We start from the raw sequence: 19,399 nt of genomic DNA, 5'->3' as shown, positions 1-19,399 counted from the left end.
AATAATGGTGACATGTTATCGCATTTCGTCAGGTGCGTCCGCTCCCAAAAGCGTAAGGCCAGACTTCAAAACATTCGCGACAGCATTCACCAGCCCAAGTCTGGCAATGCTCAATTCTCGGTTTTTATCGTTAATAAAACGTAATTCCGGCTGGTCTTTGCCCTTGTTCCAGTGTCCATGGAAGGAACTGGCGAGATCGTAGAGGTAAAAAGCAAGCCGGTGCGGCTCGTGCGAAAGGGCCGCGGATTCGATCAGGCGCGGATATTCGGCAAGTTTCGCAACCAGCTGCAACTCATTGATATCGCTAATCAAAGAGACGGATGCCGCCATCTCTTGCGCGGAGGGAGCAAGCCCCGGAAACGCTTCCTGCGCCTGCCGGAAGATCGACATCGAGCGGGCATGCGCATATTGCACGTAAAAGACCGGATTATCCTTCGATTGTTCGGTCACTTTCGCGAAATCGAAGTCCAGCGGCTCGGAATTCTTCCGATAAAGCATCATGAATCGCACCGGATCGCGACCGACTTCGTCGACAACGTCGCGCAGCGTCACGAAGTCACCGGAGCGTTTCGACATCTTCACCGGCTCGCCATCGCGGAACAGCTTGACGAGCTGGCACAGAAGCACCGTCAGTTTCGACTTGCCTTCGGAAACAGCGCGCGCAACGGCTTCCAGCCGCTTGACGTAACCGCCATGGTCGGCGCCGAGCACATAGATCATCTCGGAAAAACCGCGGTCGAACTTGTTCTTGAAATAAGCGACATCGGCGGCGAAATAGGTGTAGGAACCGTCCGATTTCATCAGCGCGCGGTCCATGTCGTCGCCCACTTCCGTGGAGCGGAACAGCGTCTGCTCGCGGTCCTCCCAATCCTCCGGCAACTCGCCCTTCGGCGGCGGCAATGTACCCTTGTAGACATGGCCCTTGAAGGTGAGGTCGTTGATGGCCGAGAGGATCGGGCCGCCATTGCCCGCATGCAGCGTGCGTTCCGAGAAGAACACGTCGTGCCGGACGTTGAGCAGCGCCAGATCCTCGCGGATCATCGCCATCATCGCGTCGATCGCCTTGTCCTTCACGATAGGCAGCCACTTTTCCTCGGGCATGGCGCGCAGCTTGATGCCATATTCATCCGCCAGCGCCTGGCCGACCGGAACGAGATAGTCGCCGGGGTAAAGACCGGACGGAATGGTGCCGATATCTTCGCCCAGCGCCTCGCGGTAACGCAGGAAGACGGAACGGGCCAGCACGTCGATCTGCGAGCCGGCATCGTTGATGTAATATTCCTTGGTGACGCCGTAACCGGCGAAAGCGAGCAGGTTCGCCAGCGTGTCGCCGACAACCGCACCACGGCAATGGCCGACATGCATCGGGCCGGTCGGGTTGGCGGAAACATATTCGACGTTGATCTTCTGGCCGGCGCCAATGGTGGAGCGGCCGAAATCGATGCCCTGCCCGATCATGTCGGCCAGCAGACGCTGCCAGTAACCGACGGAGACCTTGAGATTGATGAAGCCCGGACCGGCGACATTGACGCTGTCGACATCGCCATCCGCCTGAAGGGCCGGCACGATGAGTTCGGCCAGCGCCCGCGGATTGGTGCCGAGCGGCTTCGCCAGCACCATCGCTGCATTGGTTGCGACATCGCCATGGCTCAGATCACGCGGGGATTCGACGGTAATTCGACCGAAATCGACCTTTTCGCGGTTCTCTTTCACGAGATCGAGGGTCTCGAGCGCGTTTTTGATCCTGGTATCGAAATCGGCAAAAATGTTCATCGTTCCAACCTGCGCGAAGGGCTTCTGTTTATGTCCGGCCATCATAACCGGGTCGGCTTCGCGATCGCCCGCTGCCCTATCGCAAATCGGGGGTGTGGTCAAACAGCCGCTGGTGGGCGCGCAGTGCATAACTGTCGGTCATGCCCGCCAGATAGTCGCCCACATGCCGGGCCTTGGCGGCCACGCTCATGCCGGAAATGCTGTCCACCCAATAGTGGCTCTGCATTTCCGCCGGCGTTTCCATATAGCGGTGGAAAAGATCGGTGACGATCTGCGTTGCACCGGCGCGGATGCGCATGATTTCCGGATGCCGGTAGATATGACCGAACAGCAACTTCTTGATCTGGCGGTCGGTCTCGGCCATCTCGGGCGAGAAGGTCGCGACGGTGAAATCGGCGGCGCGGATATCGGCCGCACTCTTCGGCTTCAGACGGGCGAGATTCTGCTGCGCAACGCCGATCACATCTTCCACCATATGGGTGATCTGGCGGCGCATGATCTCATTGGCGAAACGCTCCTTGTCGAGCACGGGATATTTCGCCCGCACCTCGGCCATCAGGCCGCCGAGGAATGGCACCTCCTCCAGCATCTCGAAAGTGAGATAACCGGCGCGCAACCCGTCGTCGATGTCGTGGGTATTATAGGCGATGTCATCGGCAATCGCCGCTACCTGTGCTTCAAGGCTGGCATAGCTGCCGATCTCCAGATCCTGCAGCTCGCAATAGTCGAGAATGGGCAGAGGAACCGGTCCCTTGATCCCCTCGCCCCTGGCATCCACCAGCGGGCCATTGTGCTTGACGAGGCCCTCCAGCGTCTCCCAGGTCAGGTTGATGCCGTCATATTCGGCATAACGGCGCTCCAGCTTGGTGACGATGCGCAGCGACTGGGCATTATGATCGAAGCCGCCATAGGGCAGCAGCACCGCATCCAGCGCATCTTCGCCGGTATGGCCGAAGGGCGTGTGGCCGAAATCATGCACCAGCGCCACGCCTTCGGCCAGATCCTCGTCCAGCTTCAGCGCGCGCGCCAGCGCCCGGGCGATCTGCGCCACCTCGATGGTGTGGGTAAGACGCGTGCGATAATGGTCGCCGTCAGGACTGATGAACACCTGCGTCTTGTGCTTCAGGCGGCGAAAGGCGGTCGTGTGGACGATGCGATCCCGGTCGCGCTGGAATTCCGAGCGCGTCAGGCTTCCGGCTTCGGGAAAAAGACGCCCGCGCGTGGTCCATGGATCCGAGGCGAAAACCGCCCTCTCGCCGCTTCCGAAACCCAATGCGCGCTGGTCTATGATCATGCATCCACCTGTTGTCTTCGCCGGCCGGGGCTTCCTTTTGGTCTCGGCCATTGACCTTTTCATTCACCCTTCATACCTATCGCAGAGGTCGACGCAAAGCATCATCGCCGTGTTGACCGTCTTCACACAGGCTATAGACCGTTAATTTGACCGGTTTATAATGGTGACAACGAGATTATTGCTCTCCGGTTCTTGACCCCGGCAGGAGAAACGACATGGAAAACAGCGACATTACCCTTTCGGAAGCTGCGGCGAAGCGAATCGCGCAGATCGTTGCCGCCGACGCCGGCAAACAGGCGCTGCGCGTCTCGGTGGAAGGCGGCGGCTGCTCGGGCTTCTCCTACAAGTTCGATCTGGCCGAAGACCCCGCCGATGACGACATCGTGATTGCCCGCGGCGACGCCAGGGTGCTGATCGACAGCCTGTCGGTGGTCTACATGGCCGGCTCGGAAATCGACTTCGTCGACAATCTGCTCGGCCAGTCCTTCCAGATCAAGAACCCGAATGCCGTGGCAAGCTGCGGCTGCGGCACGAGCTTTTCTATTTGAGTGGGAAATACCGGCGCGCAATCCGCACGCCAGTCACCAAGCTTTGAAGTAACTCGCATCTCTCTCCTCCCTCATTCCTGTGCTTGTCACAGGAATCCAGTTGACGCGCGTCTGCGCGGCGGGAAGAGTCCTTTCAGCCCAAGGACTTGGGCCGGCTGGATTCCTGTGACAACCACAGGAATGAGGGAGGAGAAACGCAGCGACCCCGCCCGCCCGGCGTCTTTCCACCACATCCGCACCACCATTTTCCAAAAACGGTGGCAATCGCTTTTGCATCGGGTAAAAGTACCCTCGCAAAAGGGAAACTCCGATGAAGATTGCCACCTGGAACATCAACGGCGTCAAGGCGCGTATCGAAAACCTCTGCCAGTGGCTGAAGGATTCATCGCCCGATATCGTCTGCCTTCAGGAAATCAAGTCGGTTGACGAGGGTTTTCCCCGGCTGGAGCTGGAGGCGCTCGGTTATCACGTCGAGACCCACGGCCAGAAAGGTTTCAACGGCGTGGCGCTCTTGTCGAAGGTCAGGCCGGACGAGGTCAATCGTGGCCTGCCGGGCGACGATGCCGACGAACAGGCCCGTTTCATCGAAGGCGTGTTTTCCGTCGAAGGCGGCGCGATCCGCGTCTGCTCGCTTTACCTGCCAAACGGCAATCCGCCGGACGACCCGGTCAAATATCCCTACAAGCTCGCCTGGATGGAACGGCTGCGGCGCTTTGCCGAAGACCGCCTGGCGCTTGAGGAGCCGCTTGTCCTGGCGGGCGACTACAACGTCATTCCCGAACCCTTCGATTGCCACGACCCGCGCGTCTGGGAAGGCGATGCGCTTTTCCTGCCACAGACGCGCTCGGCGTTCCGCAGGCTGGAGCATCTGGGTCTCACCGACGCCGCGCGTGCGACGACGGACGAGGCCGGACTTTATTCCTTCTGGGACTATCAGGCCGGTGCATGGCCGAAGAATAACGGCATCCGCATCGATCACCTGATGCTCTCGGCGGAAGCGGCTGACAGGCTGCAATCCGTCAGCATCGAAAAACATGTGCGGGCTTGGGAAAAACCGTCCGATCACGTGCCGGTCTGCGGTTATTTCGATTTCCGGCCCGTGGGCTGACGGGCTCCGGTATCGGGTCGGGCGAATACAATCGCCCCAACGGATAGTCTCTTAATCGGGATCGTCAATGCGCATGTTCTGCGCCATGGCGATGGCGGCGCGGCGATCGTTTTCACCGGCCAGCGAAAAAGCCTGCTCCTGCAGGTTCTGGATCCAGGTACAGTCCGCCGCCGTGCATTTGTCGAGCGCCGCCGTCATGAAGGCCAGCCCCTGCGTCGTCTGGCCTTCCTGGAAGATCAGGTTGCCGAAGATCGACATGGCGCCGGCATGACCATGCTTGCGGGCCTGGTTTAGCCACTTCTTGGCCTGCTGCACATCGGCCCGGCCGCCCTCGCCGGCGAGGATCATCTCCGCCAGCCGGAACTGCGCTTCAGCCACGCCGAAGGTGGAAGCAACCTGGAAATAAAGCTGGCGGGCCTGCGAAAGGTCCATCTTCACCGGGCTGCCGGGAATGCCGTGACGGTAATAATCGGCAAGGGAGAGCAGCGCGTTGACGAAAAAGCCGGTATCCTCGGAACCCGGCTCGACGCCCTGGCTGGCGATCTCGCTGTAGATCTTGAAAGCTTCGAAGTCGTTCTTGGCGACGCCGTCGCCATAGGCATACATATTGGCAAGCGCCCAGCGCGAGCCGGTATGGCCCTTTTCGGCCGCGTAGCGATAGGCCTCGACGGCTTCACCCTTGTTGCCGTTCTTGTAGGCCTTGAAACCGAACTTGAACAGGTCGAAGGGGCCGGATTCCTTGGTCACGCCCGCATTGATGTCAAAAGCCGCGGCAGGCATTGCGAGCGACGCAAGCAACATGCCCATAAGGAGCGGCTTTAAAACGTTGGCTTCACATTTCAGCATTTCGGCGAACTTCTCTCACTCTTCCCGGCATATAGCCAATACTTGCGGAATACTGCAAAGCCGAACCCCGCCGGGTCGCGATTTTTCGAACACACTGCGTCTTTCCGGCAGCACTTCCCAGCGCACCACCGGTGGTTTTTCGCGGCCATTGCCCTAATTTTCCAGTGAAACAGATATAGGCATAATTTCCGGCAATATAACGGCATGTCGTCATCCGCCGGTCAGCGCCAAACAAGAAAACCGGGATCAATTCCCGCATTACTTGCTTAAACCCTGAATCCAAATCCGTTTTCACTCGTCGCAACTCCACAGGCCCACATCAAACGCCCGCATGTTCTTCCATTCCCGTGTCCCTAAACATAAGCCAAGCACCCTGTTTGTGGCGGGAAATGGACAGATATGCTCACATTCCAACGCGGCCCCACGCTTGCAGAAAAGTGTTGCCAAATCGTCACAAAACTTTCGGGCTAGAAAAATTTATCGAGCAGGAATCACAGTCGCCAATGAAAAAAGGCCCGGTTGGTAAACCGGACCTTTATTTTAGCATCAGCGGAAGAATGGGGGTCAGAACTTGACCTTGACGCCGGTGGAAATCGCCGCCACGAGGTCGCTGCCAAAGCTGTAGCCAGCCTCGTCACCGCAGGTCGCCGTACCGACCGAGCTGCAACGGCCGCCATTGATGGAGGATTCACCGGAGGTGAGCAGGCCGAGCGCACCGGCAATCTTGAACTCGAGGTTCGGGGTGGGCGAATAGACGACCTGGGTGCCGATCATCCACGTATCGGTCTGGGTGCCGATCACCGTCGAAGTACCACGATCCCAGGTAAGGCTGACGGCGCCGCTCCACTGATCGTTGAACTTGTGGCCGATACCGCCGGTCACCGTCCAGCCGTCACGATAATAAAGATCGAGCGTGGTGAGCGAGGTGACGCCCGCAATACAGGACGCAACACCGACCTGGCAGAAAGGCACGACCTGAATCTGGCTCCAGTCCGTCCACTTCACCGAACCGAAAGCAAGCCAGTCCGGCGCGATGCCCGACTGCACCTTCAGTTCCACGCTGTCCGGCATGGAGACCGAACCATAAACCGGCGTGATCTTGCCGCCATAGGCAATAAGGGCCGGACTGCCTGCAGCCGGCAGACCTCTAAGGTCAACAGTACCGTTCAGATCGTGATCGACGGCGCTGTTATAGACAAGGCTGGTACGGAACGCGATTTCGGGGATCTCATATGCGATACCCGCGCGCCATCCCCAGCCGTCACCTTCCATTTCCAGCTTGCCGACGCCGGAATAAATCGAAGGATAAGCCGGACCGAGCGCTGTCGGGGAAACGACCTGACGATATTTATAACCGCTGATCTCCTGATAGAAGCCGCCGCCGATGATCGAGAAATCGCCCTTGCCGAGATCGAATTTCACCCGGCAGGTGGTGGCGTAATTGTGCGACTTGACCTTGGTTTCGATGTTATAGCTCGATCCCTGCCAGATGCCGGGGTTGAGATCCGCGCCCCAAGGCTGCGAATAGTCGAACATGCAATCACCGAAATCGCCGATCGCGGCCTTCGCGCCAACACGTGTCGACCAGTAGTTTTCGGAATCATCGGCAGTCGTCGACCAGGACGACGGCAGGAGACCGCCGCTCTTTACCGGATTGTCGCGCGCATTCTCCACCTTGCGCTGCGGAGCGACGAAAGTGGCTGAACTGTCGAGAACATAATCGGACGGATCGAACAGCAGGTCGATATTGTAACCGCCGCGCTCAAGGCCGCCGGCCAGTGAAGGCGTGACCGCCGCGATGCTGACTGCGAAACATACCGCGCCGCGAAAAATTGCAGTTTTTGCCATCTCTCTCCCCAATCAAGGCAATGTGATCAAGGATAGAGTGAAATGCCGAAGGACAAATGACAATCCGCCGCAGGTCGCGGCTGCCGCGCAAATGCGGCAATTTTTTTACGTAAGAATTTCATGTCTGCCCCGTAAAATAATCATTTTAGGCTATTTTTCTAATCCGTTCGGAAAAATTGACACAAAACGAAACAAATTCCCAAAGCGGACCGGAAATGTCGCCAAATAACCACAGTGACACTTTCCCGAAGAAACCCGCTTATGAAGCCGTTTTTATTGGCTTTTTTCCGCTTTTCCGCGCCCTTCGCAGGCAGATCGCGATGAAATAATCGCGCTGTGGCGCAGAAATGATTCGGCGCTGCAACGCAGCAATGAAACGAAATCAAACGTGACGAACGGCAAAAAAAACGCCCCGCATTAGCGGGGCGTTTCTGTATCTGGACGAAACCGGAAATTATCCCGCTTCGCTGACCCGCTGCATGGCGGTCCTGAGGCTTGTCAGCTGCACCTCCAGTTCGGCCTTGCGCTCGCGCTCGGCGGCAACGACTTCCGGATCGGCATTGGCGACGAATTTTTCGTTCGACAGCTTCTTGTCGATACGCTCCATTTCCGCATCCACCTTGCCGATCGCCTTTTCCAGACGGGCCTTTTCCGCCGCGAGATCGACGAGGTTGCCGAGCGGCAAGCAGATGGTGGCTTCACCGACGATGATCTGGGCGGAGCCCTTCGGCGCCACATCGCCGCCGCGGATTTCATCGGCCCGCGCCAGGCGCCGGATGGCGGCGGCATGGCGGTCGAGCCGCGCTTCGGTGGAGGTGTTGGCGCCGACGACCACCAGCGAGGCGGTGGCGCCGGGCGGCACGTTCATCTCGGCGCGTGCGGAACGGATGCCGGAAACGAGATCGATCAGCCAGTTGATTTCCGCAGCTGCGGCATCGTCGCGGAACTCCGGTACCGGCCAGTCGGTGAGGCACAGCAGATCGTCGCGCTCCTCGCCCTCGCCGGCCGTATGCGCCCACAGCTCTTCCGTCATGAAAGGCATGAAGGGATGCAGCAGCTTGTAGATTTCGTCCAGAACATAGGCTGCGCAGGCCTGCGATTCCGTCTTCGCCTTTTCATCCTCGCCGCTGAAGACGGGCTTCAGCAGTTCCAGATACCAGTCGCAGAACTGGTTCCAGACGAAACGGTAGAGAATGCCGGAGGCATCGTTGAAGCGGAAATTCTCAAGCGCCGCCGTCACGTCGCGCGCGGTATTGGCAAGCTCGGTCAGGATCCAGCGGTTGATCGTCAGCGAGGCGGTTTCGGCGAGGAAGTGCGGGTCGCGCTTCACGCCGTTCATCTCGGCAAAGCGCGTGGCGTTCCACAGCTTGGTGCCGAAATTGCGGTAACCGGCGATACGCGCGGGATCGAGCTTCACGTCGCGCCCCTGAGCCGCCATGATGGCAAGCGTAAAGCGCAGCGCATCCGCGCCATATTCGTCGATCAGCTCCAGAGGATCGATGACGTTGCCCTTGGACTTCGACATCTTCTGGCCGTTCTTGTCGCGAACCAGCGCGTGAATATAGACCGTGCTGAAAGGCTCGACCGGGTTACCGGCGTCGTCCTTCATGAAATGCAGGCCCATCTGCATCATCCGCACCACCCAGAACGGAATGATGTCGAAGCCCGTGACCAGCACGTTGGTGGGGTAATAACGCGCCAGTTCCGGTGTCTGTTCGGGCCAGCCGAGCGTCGAGAACGGCCACAGCGCCGACGAGAACCAGGTGTCGAGCACATCTTCGTCGCGCGTCAGGATCTCGCCGGGCGCGAAATTCTCGAGCTTCTCCTCCACCCAGGCCTTCCATGGGCCTTCATGGGCGATATAGTGCTGGATCGCCGCCTGCAGCGCCTCTTCTTCGGTCTTCTCGACGAAGACCTGCCCATCCGGACCGTACCATGCGGGGATCTGGTGGCCCCACCACAATTGCCGGGAGATACACCAGGGCTGGATATTCTCCATCCACTGGAAGTAGGTGTTTTCCCAGTTCTTCGGCACGAAATTGGTGCGGCCTTCGCGCACCGAGGCGATTGCCGGCTGGGCCAGCGTCTTGTTGTCCACCCACCACTGGTCGGTCAGGCGCGGCTCGATCGGCACGCCGCCGCGATCGCCATGCGGCACCACATGCTTGTGCGGCTCGATCCTGTCGAGCAGGCCGGCTTCCTCGAAGATTTCGACGATGACCTTGCGGGCGAAGAAGCGATCCTGCCCTTCCAGACGATCCCACGCGCCGTGCAGGGCGGCGGGATGATCGAGACCTTCGAGAAAATCCTCATTCTCCTTGATGGTGATGGTGCCATCGATGTTCATGACGTTGATGGCGCGCAGGCCACAGCGCTTGCCGACCTCGAAATCGTTGAAGTCATGCGCAGGCGTGATCTTCACGGCGCCCGTGCCGGCTGTCGGATCGGCATAATCATCGGCAACGATCGGAATCTTGCGGCCGACGATCGGCAGGATGACATGCTTGCCGACAATGCCCTTGTAACGCTCGTCTTCCGGGTTCACCGCAACGCCGGTATCGCCGAGCATGGTTTCCGGGCGCGTCGTGGCGACAACGATATAATCGCGCGTCTCGAATTCGGTGGGTTTGCCCTCCTCGTCGAAGGCGACCGGATATTGATAGGTGACGCCCTTTTCCAGCGGATAACGCAGGTGCCACAGGTTGCCCTTCATCTCGATCTGCTCGACCTCCATGTCGGAAATCGCAGTCAGCAGTTTCGGGTCCCAGTTGACGAGGCGCTTGTCCTTGTAGATCAGGCCCTGCTTGTAGAGCGTGACGAACACCTCGAGAACGGCTTCTGACAGGCCCTCATCCATGGTGAAGCGCTCGCGCGACCAGTCGCAGGATGCGCCAAGGCGCTTCAGCTGGTTGAAGATCAGGCCGCCGGATTCAGCTTTCCACTCCCAGACCTTCTCCACGAAAGCTTCGCGACCCATGTCGCGGCGGCCCGGCAGCTGCTGTTCCATCAGCTTGCGCTCGACCACCATCTGGGTGGCGATGCCGGCATGGTCCATGCCGGGCTGCCACAGCACATCCTTGCCGCGCATGCGCTCGAAACGGACCAATATGTCCTGCAGCGTGTTGTTGAGCGCGTGGCCCATATGCAGGGAGCCCGTCACATTCGGCGGCGGAATGACGATGGTGAAGGTTTCCGCGCCCGGCTTGGCGTTGGCGCCGGCACGAAAAGCGTTCGCCTCGTCCCAGGCTTTGGCGATCTTCGGTTCGACGGCTGCGGAATCATAGGTCTTTTCGAGCATTTCCTGACCTGAATTTTAGAGTTCTTGTGTGGATTTTTTTAAATAAGGATGGACGGGAGAGAGTCAACAGAAACCCGCCCGCAAGCCACCATTGAGCGGCCCCACGGATGACTATGACCCCATAACACCTTCATCTTCAACAAAAAAGCCGCCCCGATGCCGGAGCGGCCCCTGTTTCGTCGCATCCACCGCGATTGCGGCGGGCGGCCGGATCGGCCCTAGCGGCGCGAACCGCGCGCCACGCGCTCGATTTCCTCGCGCACGAGACGCTCCACCAGCGTCGGCAGATTGTCTTCCAGCCAGTCCTGCAGCATCGGGCGCAGCATCTCGGCGGCCATGTCCTCGATCGAGCGCCGTCCGACGCCGTCGAACACCTCGGCCAGTTCACTGAAGGATTGGGCGATCTGCGCCCCGGCGGCAGCGGAAAGAAGATTGAGCGACAGGCCGCCCGCAACATCCGCCTCGTTTTCTCCCTCCCGCGCGGCGAGATCGAAAATCGCCGCATCGAGGACGGGTTCCTGCAGGGCGATATCGAAACGCTCGGCAGCCGCCGGCGTTTCAAGCGCGCCGCGCAGCGAAAGCTGATCGAAACGGCTTTCGGCCGAAGGCGCATTTTCGATTGCGGCAGCGGCGGCACGATCCTCCGACGCCTGAGGCGCGGGCTGCTCAGCGGCGCCGGCCGCGGCGGCGACCATCAGCGGGCGGACATCCGTCGGGCGCTGCGGGGCGGCGCGTTCGGACGAAGCCGCCGCCTGGGGCTGCGACACGCCGGAAGACGGCGCGGTGGCCTCGGCCGCGCCGCGCTGGGCCTGCGCGGCGAATGCCTGCGGCCCCATGGCGGCGTTGCGGTCGGCGGCTGCACGCACACGGGCGGCGACATCGGCGAGCGACATGGTCTTTTCAGGAGAGCTTTCCTGCGGGTCAGCCGCCGGTTTTTCAAAAGCCGGCGAAAAATCCTGTACCGGTCGCGCGGCATAGGCCTGATTTGCGGCGGGGGGAACGCGCGCCGGCGGACTGACCGGCTCGGCCACGAAGGCCGCCTCGCTTGCGGCATCGTCTTCATCGTCGTAGACGGGCGGCAACTGCCCGGAAAACGCGCCGGCGGGACCGACGGTCTCGTTGCTTTCGATGATCCGGCGAATGGACGCCAAAATCTCTTCCATGGACGGTTCACGCGCTACGCTTGGCTGAGCCATATCAATCCCCGGTTTCCACTCTTGCGCATCCCTGCCGCACCGTTCGGGCGCCGGACAGGGCGCTTCGCACCTGTTCAATTGTTGCATCGCGCCAACGACAACCCAACCGGCTGCCGTGCCGACGCTCTGAAACAGGTTGGAACAAAACCGCCGGGCGTTTTTGCCGTCCCTGTTGCAGGGTCATGCGGGGCAGAAATACGCACACCCCGAATCACCTTTAGTCTAGGGCAGCATAGCGCGGAACTAAATCACTGATTCGACAAGTTTCGCGGTGATGCACAGCTTTGTGGAAACCTCGCTCGGGGCGGGCATCGAACCGGGCCGCGCCCTGCCCGCAAAAACAAACGCCGGGATGGAAGGTCCACCCCGGCGTCACGAGCAGGACGATCGCCGTTGATCAGAAAACGAACTCGGCCGCCTTGGCAAAACCGGGCAGAGGCTTGACCGAGGCGTTGAAAGAGCTTGCGGCCGAGGTGCTGTTGCCATCGCGGCGATAGACGGTGGCCTTTGCGGCATTGCCATATCCGACGACAACGACCAGCCGACCGCCATCGCGCAGCTGATCGGTCAGCGCCGCCGGCACTTCCTCGACAGAACCGTTGACGAACACCAGATCATAGGGAGCCTCGCCCGCATAACCCTTTTCGAGATCGCCGGTGACGACGGCGACATTGTCATATCCAAGCGACACCAAAGTCTCGGTCGCCTGCGCCGCCAGCGCTTCGTCGCATTCGAGCGACACCACCGAACCGGCAAGCTGCGACAGGATGGCTGCCGCGTAACCGGAACCACCGCCGACTTCCAGCACCACATCTTCCTTGGAGACGGCGGCAAGCTGCAGCAGTTTCGCCAGCGGCGAAGCCTTCATGACGTAGCGCGCCGGGCGGCCGTCGCGGGCCGGACAGATCTGCATATCCTCATCCGCATAGGCAATCTGCCGCACGCCGGCCGGCACGAAAGCCTCGCGCGGCACGCTCAAGAACGCCTTCAACACCGAATGCGAGGTCACGTCGGTCGTGCGCAACTGGCTGTCGACCATATTGGCGCGCGCGGTTTCGAAATCCATCATGTCGTTATCGCCTCAATTTCACGGATGCCGGTCGGGAAGCCTCGGCCCCAAAAGCTCGAAATGACGCGGGTCTCCCCGCGCCTTTGGATAATCTCATAATTGCCAAGACGCGCGCTTTCAAGCGCGGTAAGGCGGATGGGCGGGAAAAAGCGAATGGGCGGGGATTTTCTGAACCGGAACAAAGGCAAATGACCGCGAAACCGGACCGTTTGCTCTGACAACACCGATGTTCTTGGAATTTTTGGAGGCCTCGCCCGGAATTGAACCGGGGTACAAGGATTTGCAGTCCTCTGCGTCACCACTCCGCCACGAGGCCTCACGCGCTCATCAATCAAGCGATGGCGGGCATTTAGAACGAATCCATTTTGGGCGCAAGAGGGTTCGTTCCGAATGTAGTGTTTTTTCAGGCCGGATCGGCGCAATGCCCTTATGCGCCATCCAAGTGCTTCAGATTACGGTATTTTTTGTATCTTACACATATGTCAGAAAAAACAATGCCCGCAGCCGTCGCATTTACGGCGCTGCGGGCGATTGCTGCCGTCTTGACGGCGATCGATCAGAGCCGCCCGAGCAGAACGAGGATCAGGACGATGACGAGAACCAGTCCGAGACCGCCCGAAGGACCATAGCCGTAATTATGGTAACCCCAGCTTGGCAGCGCGCCGATCAGGAACAGAATGAGCAGGACGACGAGGATGGTGCCGAGCATGTTTAACCCTCCACTATTGGCATGTTTCCTGCTGGCTTGAATGACGAAAGCCGCAAAAGGTTCCCTTGCGGGCCGGACCGCCATGGCGGGCTGAGGAAAAGCCGTTCATTCCGGTTCAAAGGGTTAGCCTCCCTCGACGGAGCGACGGCGGATTGCGCGGCAGCCTCGCGGAAGAATGTTTCGCCCGCGTCATCTGAGAAAATTCGCCGGATAATAATGGCGCGCGCAGAGGGCCGCGCGGCGGCCTTCCCCGGGATCGGCCATGGCAATGATTTATTCGAGGTAATTTTTCGGCCTATGTATATTAGCAATCACTCGCCATACTGATCGAAGTCGCCCGTACCCTGAAACTGGCGGGAGACGGAGAGACCTGGCATCACTGGCAGTGCGCCAGGTCTCCCCCGGCGCGACAGCGCAGCCCCCGGCAAATTCCTGTCGTCTTGCATCTCTTCATTCTCTGGACACACGGACATTTTACCCCTGACAGGGCACGCCGCTCTTGCCTCGTCGCCCTCTGCCCGGCTACACCCCGGATCGGGAGGGAGAAACGAGAATCACATGTCCGGTTTTGCGAACCTCATCCCGCTTTTCATCTTTGGCCTCCTCGTCTATTTTTTCTTTCGCTGGGTCGCGCGCGATATTCAGAATCCGAAAAGCAAATAGCCGGGACGAATTGCCTCCGATCTTCTTGCTCGCCGGAACCGCTGCGCCTCTCTGTCGTTTTTAAAGACGCACTTCGGAGGACAGGATGAAAACGCTCCTATCATCGGCCATCGTCACGCTTGCGCTGGCGCTTTCAGGATGCACGACCGCCGGACCAGCCGGTTACGCCGGGCCTGCGCCCTATGTCGAACCCATCCCCGGCAGCATCATCTACAGGGGCCAGCCGCGCACCAAGCTGACGAAATCGCCGATCGGCAGCACCTTCACGCATGAGTTCCGCATCGACGGCAGCACGAGAGCGGTGGAAACCTATCGCATCGCGCCTGACCGCTCGCTGGAACTTATCGACCGGCGCATCATCCGCGACTGGCTGTTCGGGCGCGACGACTGACCGCACCGAACCGGCCCGCCGGCGGGATTGCACATCGCGGCAGCTTCGTTTAGAGCCGGGCACGGTAACAAAACGGATAGGCGATGAATACGCGCTGGCAAAAACCCGTCCTGATCGCGTTTGAAACGCCGGGCGACTATACGAGCATCGAAACCACGCAGGCCGCTTCCTGGGCGCTGATCGAGGACTGGCCGGTCGAGGACGGCGAAGCGCTGGACAAGGCGCTGCTGATCTGCGCCGCCGTCGATGCCGGCCGCAAGAAACCGGAAGATGCGCGCAAGGCCTTCATCGCCGCCGCCATCGAGGCGGGCCTCGACATCAAGGCCTGACGGCGGGGACGAAGGGCCGCGCACCGGACATACATGCCGCGCGCGGCGTCCTATTTTCAGCAATACAGGTTCAATGGATCGCAACAGATGGAAGCTTCAGGAAACATGAAAAAAGCCCTGTTCATTTTTCTCCTCTCCTGCCTGGCGATCGGCCTTGTCGGCCACCTGGTGGTGGCCTTCGTCGTCACCGGCTGAAGCGCCGTCCGCCTCGCAGCCCACCGTCGCAAGGTCGCGTGTTAAAAATCTCTAAATTTCATTCTTCTGTTATGGAACCGCAATAGGCTCCGCCCGTTCTCTTTTCGCTCAATACAAGGAGGATTGGAATGCGTGACGGACTGAACGGTTTTCTCGAAATCTCGATGCTCGGCTTCGTGGTTGCAAGCTGCCTTCTCATGGTCAACCTGCCGATCTGAACCGCCTGGAAATCCCCTCGCCGCGGCTGAGATGATCCGACGCTGTCGGACCAAGAAAATGCGGCCTTTCGGGCCGCATTTCTTTTCAATCAGGCTTCAGGCTCAGGCCGAAAGCTTGGCCGCGATCTTCGCCACATGCGCGCCCTGGAAGCGTGCGCCTTCCAGTTCGATGTCGGATGGCTGGCGCGAACCGTCGCCATCGGTAATGGTGGAAGCGCCATAGGGCGAACCGCCCTTGATCTCGTCGACGCCCATCTGGCCCTGGAAGGCATAGGGCAGACCGACAACAGCCATGCCATGGTGCAGGAAGGTGGGAATGAAACCGAGAATGGTCGATTCCTGACCGCCGTGCTGGGTGGCGGACGAAGTGAAGGCCGAACCGACCTTGCCCACCAGCTTGCCATTAAACCACAGGCCGCCGGTCTGGTCCCAGAAATTGCGCATCTGCGAGGCGACCGTGCCGAAGCGCGTGCCGGCGCCGACGATGATGGCGTCGTAATCGGCAAGTTCGTCCACCGTCGCCACCGGTGCGGGCTGGTCCAGCTTGAAATGGGAGGACTTGGCCACCTCTTCCGGAACGAGTTCGGGAACGCGCTTGACCACGGCTTGTGCGCCGGTGGACGTCACACCCTCGGCGACGGCATAGGCCATCTTCTCGATATGGCCGTATGAAGAGTAATACAGTACCAGAACCTTCGTCATTCTCTTGGTTTCCTTTGCTGGAATGGTTTCCGGCGTACCGGCGACAAGCTTCTTCAAAAACTCGATGATCATCGGCGTTGACCCGTAAAAACATATGCCGGGAAGGTAGCGGACCGGTCGGCATCCCGCCAGTTGGGGATTGGCATACGCACTGTTCACCATGAGTGAACGCGCAGTGCCATCGTCAACCATTCCCCAGCTTGCCTTTCTTCAAAACCGCTTTGCATTCGCACTGGCGCGGCGTTAACGTCGGCTGAAACAGATGACGAGTGCAACCATGTCCAATCCCTCCTCCACCTCCTCCGTTGTCACCGCCGCCATGCTCGCCATCGGCGACGAGCTGCTGTCGGGGCGCACCAAGGACAAGAATATCGGCCATCTCGCGGATGTGCTGACCATGTCCGGGATCGATCTCAAGGAAGTGCGCATCGTCGCCGACGAGGAGGAAGCGATCGTCGAGGCGCTGAATGCGCTGCGCAGCCGCCATGATTATGTCTTTACGTCGGGTGGCATCGGCCCGACCCATGACGACATCACCGCGGATGCGGTATCCGTGGCCTTCGGCCTGCCCTGCGAACACGATGCCGAGGCCTTGCGCCTGCTGGGGGATATGTACCGCGTCCGCGAGATGGAATTCACCGAGGCGCGCAAGCGCATGGCGCGCATGCCAAAAGGTGCCGCACACATCGCCAATCCGGTTTCCGTCGCCCCCGGCTTCGTCATCGGCAATGTTTATGTCATGGCCGGCGTGCCGCAGGTGTTCCAGGCCATGCTCGACAATGTCATGCCGACCCTGCGCACCGGCGCGAAGGTCATGTCGCAGGCCGTGCGCTCGCCCTATGGCGAGGGCGATATCGGCACGCCGCTGACGGCCATCCAGAAGGCCCATCCCGAAACCAGCATCGGCTCCTATCCGAAATATGACGGGCAGCGCTTCTCGACGGAAATCGTCGTGCGCGCCCGTGACGCCGGCGTGCTGAAGGCGGCGACCGATGCGGTTGCCGCCATGATCGAAACCATCGGCCAGGAAAAAAGGCTGGCGGCCGGAAAGGGCGATGCAACCGCCTGAAACGGAAACGGCCCGAGACAAAAAGGGTTGACCAAAATCAAGGTGGCCATCGGCAAAGACGGCCACTCTCCCCCTAGAAACGACATGTCACCGAGGAGAGAGAAATGGGTTACAAAACGATATTGGCAGTGGTCGACAATGTTGCGAACACGCAGAAGCTCGGCGAATTCGTGGTAAGCCTTGCCGATCAGTTTTCCTCGCATGTGATCGGCCTGCACATGGAAACGCTGGCCGCCGTTCCGCTGGTCGCGCCGATGGAAATTCCCGATCCCGCCACCGTGCAGGCGCTGCAGGACGTGGCGCACAAGGAAACCACCGATGTCGGAACGCTTTTCGAGCGTACCCTGTCTGCCAACGGCGTCTCGCATGAATGGCGCAGCTTCGTCACATCGGTGGGTTACGCCTCCGCATCGGCGATCGACAGCGCCCGCTGCGCCGATTTGATCGTCGCCCGCCAGAGCAGCGCCTCGGCGCTTTCCGACAGCCGCTCGGACATTGACGGCTTCCTTTATGAAAGCGGTCGCCCGGTTCTGCTCGTGCCGCATGTGCTGACGGTGGCCAAGCCGATCAAGCGTGTCCTGATCGCCTGGAACGGCTCCCGCGAGGCGACACGCGCCACCTTCGATGCCCTGCCCTTCCTCAAGGCGGCCGACAGCGTCGAGATTTTCTCCGTCGACCAGAGCGAAAGCGAAACCCAGTCCTCGGGCCTGGCCGGCACGGAACTGGCCGCCACGCTTGCCCGCCACGGCGTGAATGTCACGGTCACTTCGCAGGAAAAGATCGCCGGCGTCTCGCCGCAGGCGGCCATCGAAAACCGGCTGTCCGATCACAGCATCGACCTTCTGGTCATGGGCGCCTATGGCCATTCGCGCTGGTGGGAACTGCTGTTCGGCGGCGTGACGCGCACCCTGCTCGATTCCATGACGGCGATGACGCTTTTGTCGCGTTAAGGCGCAAACAGCGCCGCAATGCCCTCCGCGTCTCGCACGGCACAAGCGCGCGCCGCTTGTTTCTTCTCCCCGCCGGGGAGAAGTCCGCGGCAACGGGATGAGGGATAAGGGAAAAGGGCAGCGAGATACGGCGACGTTGCCCCTCGTCCGGCCCTTCGGGCCACCGTCTCCCCGGCGGGGAGAAGAAACAAGCGGCAATCTCCAGCTCTGTCCTTGAAGCGGAAAGCTTGCCTTTTTGCCGGTCTTGCGGCTATTAGCCAAAGCCATCGACAATTTTGACCAGATGGTAGACGACATGTCCCTTCCCGATAAAGCCTTTCCCGTCTCCTGGGACCAGTTCCACCGTGATGCCCGCGCGCTTGCCTGGCGTCTTGCTGGTCTCGACAAAGAGTTCCGGGCGATCGTCTGTATCACCCGCGGCGGCCTCGTGCCGGCGGCGATCATTTCCCGCGAGCTGAACATTCGCCTGATCGACACCGTCTGCATCGCCACCCGCCATGACTACGTCAATCAGGGCGAAACGGTTCTGCTGAAGGGCGTCGCCCCGGAACTTTCGGCCGATGGCGGCGAAGGCGTGCTCGTGCTGGACGACCTGACCGATACCGGCAAGACGGCACTGGAAGTGCGCGAAATGCTGCCGCGAGCCCATTTCGCCTGCGTCTACGCCAAGCCGAAAGGCGTGCCGACCATCGACACGTTTGTCACCGAAGTCAGCCAGGACACCTGGATTTATTTTCCCTGGGACATGGGTTTCACCTATCAGGAGCCGATCGCCAAGGGATCGCGCGGCTGATTGCCCACAGGGGAACCCATTTCTCTTCCGTCATTCCGGCCTTGAGCCGGAATCCAGCCACGGCGCGTCTGCGCCGTGAGAAGAGTCTCTCGCGATCAAGGACTTGATCGCGCTGGACCCCGGATCTGGTCCGGGGTTACAGAGTGCGGATGCACCAACCGCGCAAAACTTCGCCCCCAGCAATATCCACTCTTTCGCCGCTCCGCCGGGGCGGTTTTTTGTGGAGAAAAGCCTTCTTTTACGACAGCGGAAAAAACACGGAAAAACCGCAGTGTCGCCATTATGCCTCACCCCGGAAATGCGGGGTTTTGCCTTTCCGTTGCGGAAACCAGCCTCGCGCAAGCTTCAAACTTTCCCGCCAAGTCACTGATTTTTCTGAGCGCTTTTGCTTTCCCCGTTT

Annotated in this window: 17 protein-coding genes and 1 tRNA gene; 7 read left to right on the top strand and 11 right to left on the bottom strand. The window is 60.2% G+C overall.

The genetic code is table 11. The features are described 5' to 3' along the window. Positions 1–15: 15 nt before the first annotated feature. Entirely contained in the window at positions 16–1,773 is a 1,758-nt protein-coding gene (gene argS, locus ACI2KA_RS12935; RefSeq protein WP_404502607.1) for an arginine--tRNA ligase, read from the bottom strand. A 76-nt stretch (positions 1,774–1,849) separates the two neighbouring features. Next, positions 1,850–3,067: a deoxyguanosinetriphosphate triphosphohydrolase gene (locus ACI2KA_RS12930; RefSeq protein ID WP_404502605.1), complete on the bottom strand. Its 1,218-nt coding sequence runs from the start codon at positions 3,065–3,067 to the stop codon at positions 1,850–1,852. Between the two features lie 215 nt (positions 3,068–3,282). On the opposite strand from ACI2KA_RS12930, the gene erpA reads away from it, so the two are divergent. Together erpA and xth are read left to right on the top strand one after the other, a co-directional pair. Next, positions 3,283–3,615 carry an iron-sulfur cluster insertion protein ErpA gene (gene erpA, locus ACI2KA_RS12925; RefSeq protein WP_404502603.1) on the top strand — a complete coding sequence of 111 codons (333 nt, stop codon included), beginning with the start codon at positions 3,283–3,285 and terminating at the stop codon, positions 3,613–3,615. Positions 3,616–3,925: 310 nt separating this feature from the next. After that, positions 3,926–4,723 (top strand): exodeoxyribonuclease III, encoded by a 798-nt coding sequence (gene xth, locus ACI2KA_RS12920; protein ID WP_404502601.1) that lies wholly within the window; start codon positions 3,926–3,928, stop codon positions 4,721–4,723. Positions 4,724–4,774: 51 nt separating this feature from the next. On the opposite strand, the gene exoR is transcribed toward xth, so the two are convergent. The 8 genes from exoR to ACI2KA_RS12880 form a co-directional block, all read right to left on the bottom strand. After that, positions 4,775–5,569: an exopolysaccharide production regulator ExoR gene (gene exoR / locus ACI2KA_RS12915; protein ID WP_404502599.1), complete on the bottom strand. Its 795-nt coding sequence runs from the start codon at positions 5,567–5,569 to the stop codon at positions 4,775–4,777. Beyond that, positions 5,556–5,864 (bottom strand): hypothetical protein, encoded by a 309-nt coding sequence (locus ACI2KA_RS12910; protein ID WP_404502597.1) that lies wholly within the window; start codon positions 5,862–5,864, stop codon positions 5,556–5,558. The genes exoR and ACI2KA_RS12910 overlap by 14 nt, the downstream gene beginning before the upstream one ends. 269 nt (positions 5,865–6,133) lie before the next feature. Continuing rightward, positions 6,134–7,417, bottom strand: a complete 1,284-nt coding sequence (locus ACI2KA_RS12905; protein ID WP_404502595.1) for an outer membrane protein transport protein — start codon at positions 7,415–7,417, stop codon at positions 6,134–6,136. A gap of 454 nt (positions 7,418–7,871) precedes the next feature. Then, entirely contained in the window at positions 7,872–10,715 is a 2,844-nt protein-coding gene (locus tag ACI2KA_RS12900; RefSeq protein ID WP_404502593.1) for a valine--tRNA ligase, read from the bottom strand. Between the two features lie 218 nt (positions 10,716–10,933). After that, positions 10,934–11,911 (bottom strand): cell division protein PopZ, encoded by a 978-nt coding sequence (popZ, locus tag ACI2KA_RS12895; protein ID WP_404502591.1) that lies wholly within the window; start codon positions 11,909–11,911, stop codon positions 10,934–10,936. A 397-nt stretch (positions 11,912–12,308) separates the two neighbouring features. Continuing rightward, entirely contained in the window at positions 12,309–12,980 is a 672-nt protein-coding gene (locus ACI2KA_RS12890; RefSeq protein ID WP_404502589.1) for a protein-L-isoaspartate O-methyltransferase, read from the bottom strand. Positions 12,981–13,222: 242 nt separating this feature from the next. Beyond that, positions 13,223–13,296, bottom strand: a tRNA-Cys gene (locus tag ACI2KA_RS12885). A 240-nt stretch (positions 13,297–13,536) separates the two neighbouring features. Beyond that, positions 13,537–13,689, bottom strand: a complete 153-nt coding sequence (locus tag ACI2KA_RS12880) for a DUF3309 family protein (protein ID WP_404502587.1) — start codon at positions 13,687–13,689, stop codon at positions 13,537–13,539. Positions 13,690–14,437: 748 nt separating this feature from the next. Here ACI2KA_RS12880 and ACI2KA_RS12875 point away from each other — a divergent pair. Together ACI2KA_RS12875 and ACI2KA_RS12870 are read left to right on the top strand one after the other, a co-directional pair. Further along, the gene (locus ACI2KA_RS12875) at positions 14,438–14,743 is read left to right on the top strand and encodes a hypothetical protein (RefSeq protein ID WP_404502585.1); all 306 of its coding nucleotides are present in this window, start codon (positions 14,438–14,440) and stop codon (positions 14,741–14,743) included. 83 nt (positions 14,744–14,826) lie between these two features. Then, positions 14,827–15,072, top strand: coding sequence for a DUF982 domain-containing protein (locus ACI2KA_RS12870; protein WP_404502583.1), 246 nt, complete (start codon positions 14,827–14,829; stop codon positions 15,070–15,072). A 515-nt stretch (positions 15,073–15,587) separates the two neighbouring features. Here ACI2KA_RS12870 and wrbA read toward each other — a convergent pair. Then, positions 15,588–16,187 carry an NAD(P)H:quinone oxidoreductase type IV gene (gene wrbA / locus ACI2KA_RS12865; protein ID WP_404502984.1) on the bottom strand — a complete coding sequence of 200 codons (600 nt, stop codon included), beginning with the start codon at positions 16,185–16,187 and terminating at the stop codon, positions 15,588–15,590. 277 nt (positions 16,188–16,464) lie between these two features. Between wrbA and ACI2KA_RS12860 the strand changes: the two genes are divergently transcribed. The 3 genes from ACI2KA_RS12860 (at position 16,465) to gpt (ending at position 18,999) form a co-directional block, all read left to right on the top strand. Further along, entirely contained in the window at positions 16,465–17,256 is a 792-nt protein-coding gene (locus ACI2KA_RS12860) for a competence/damage-inducible protein A (RefSeq protein ID WP_404502982.1), read from the top strand. Between the two features lie 104 nt (positions 17,257–17,360). After that, on the top strand, positions 17,361–18,206 hold the full coding sequence (locus ACI2KA_RS12855) for a universal stress protein (protein ID WP_404502581.1): 846 nt from the start codon (positions 17,361–17,363) through the stop codon (positions 18,204–18,206). A 295-nt stretch (positions 18,207–18,501) separates the two neighbouring features. Continuing rightward, entirely contained in the window at positions 18,502–18,999 is a 498-nt protein-coding gene (gene gpt, locus ACI2KA_RS12850; RefSeq protein WP_404502579.1) for a xanthine phosphoribosyltransferase, read from the top strand. Positions 19,000–19,399 lie beyond the last annotated feature (400 nt).

The sequence above is a fragment of the Agrobacterium sp. NPDC089420 genome, assembly GCF_044900305.1.
Classification (GTDB): domain Bacteria; phylum Pseudomonadota; class Alphaproteobacteria; order Rhizobiales; family Rhizobiaceae; genus Agrobacterium.
The sequence above is the reverse complement of the archived record's forward strand: the minus strand, read 5'-3'. Positions and strand labels throughout refer to the sequence as shown.